General features: G+C 58.7%; 1 protein-coding gene and 1 pseudogene. Both read right to left on the bottom strand.

Features of this window, described 5'->3' with window-relative positions; genetic code table 11:
- Nucleotides 1–91: 91 nt before the first annotated feature.
- Nucleotides 92–552 (bottom strand): annotated as a pseudogene (locus tag NKI47_RS34825) (helix-turn-helix domain-containing protein); the annotation flags it as partial.
- A gap of 433 nt (nt 553–985) precedes the next feature.
- A partial coding sequence (gene tyrS / locus NKI47_RS34820; protein ID WP_352596344.1) for a tyrosine--tRNA ligase occupies nt 986–1533 on the bottom strand: 548 nt, incomplete at its 5' end.

Genomic DNA, 1533 nt, shown 5'->3' with positions numbered 1-1533 from the left:
CCTGAAAGCCGATCCCGGAGGGCCGTCCTCCATCATTCACGCAGCTTCACGTTACGGGGTTAGCTCATACTGAACTCCTTCCGTGCCTCTGCAGCACACTCTCGTCGATGAACACCAGCTTCGCCGGATCGAGATCGAGCTGGCCGTCGAACCAGTCCCGGCGCCGCTTCAGGACGTCGGCGCGGTCCTGCTCCAGTGCGTGCGCGGACTTTTTTTGAATGTCCAGCCGTGCCGGCCGAGCCAGGCGCTCAAGGCGCTGCGGCTGATCCGAACCGACTGCTCGACCTCCAGCCGCGCCACCATCTCGTTCAGCGTGATGTCCTTGCGCTCCTCGATCAGCCCGACGATGAAGGCGTCATGCGCATCGAGGCTGGACGCGCGGCGGCGACCCTGCGGCCGCGGCCCAGTCTCGCCGATCTTCGCCCGAGCAATCCAGCGGATCGCACTTGATATACCCACACCAAACCGCGCCGCGGCTTGGCGCGCCGACATACCTTCGTCCGAAGCCTTCAACACACGCCACCGCAGATCGCCACTCAGTGCTTTTCCCATTATCCACCTCCGTCGAGATGAATGTTGAATCAGCACACAACGCGGACGTCACTTCACAATCGATTCATCGATGGCAGGACGTGCTCTAGTAAGCGCGAATTTCCCCGCACCTTTTACTGTTGAGTGCTCTGATGCATGAGGCGTCACCAAAATAGGTGGACACCTTGTGTGCGGTCGCCGTCAATGCCGATCACATCAAAGGAAACGGCCCGCCCATTGCCGCATGGAAGCGTGACAATGCTGCTCGACCTCCTACATGTTAATGCATCACGCAATATAGTAGCCAATCACCCACCCGGCCAGTTTGCTGCCTTTGCCCGGCCTTAACTACCCCCTGAGGAATGTCTCTCGACATTCCTCAGGGAACTCGACGCGAATGTCTGCAATATCCGCTAAGCGGGCAGAATTTCTGCGACAGCATCTTGCTGAAACCCTACTTTACAACAGTGTGGCGCTTCCGGCCGAGCGAAAGCCGGATCGGGAGGTCTTGGGACGATATCATTGTATCAATCTCGACGACGTTGCCGTTGATCCGCACACCTCGTCCCGAGATCGCCCTTCGCGCTTCCCCTTTGGAGGAGGTCAATCCGGCGCGTACCAGCAAATCCACAAGGGCTACTCCGGCCAAGCCCTCGGCGTCATTTAGATGAAGCGTCGGTAGCCCCTCTGCGGCTTCGCCCTGCCCAAATGCTTGGCTAGCCGTGGCCTCCGCCTGTTTGGCGGCGTTAGTTCCATGTGCCAGGGCCGTAGCTTCGTTGGCCAGACGTTCTTTGACGGCGTTTAGCTCGGTTCCTTCAGCCTGTCCAAATCGCTCGATCTCGTCCATCGGCAGATCGGTGAAAAGCTTCAGGAACCGAACGACATCAGCGTCTTCCGTGTTACGCCAGAATTGCCAGTAATCGTATGGCGAAAGGCGATCTTCGTTGAGCCACACAGCTCCGGCAGCCGTCTTACCCATCTTGACACCTGAAGAAGTCGTCA

The organism is Mesorhizobium sp. M0633 (genome assembly GCF_040320645.1).
In the GTDB taxonomy this organism is placed as follows: Bacteria; Pseudomonadota; Alphaproteobacteria; order Rhizobiales; family Rhizobiaceae; genus Mesorhizobium.
Note: the sequence above shows the minus strand (reverse complement) of the source record. Positions and strands in the feature narration are given on the sequence as shown.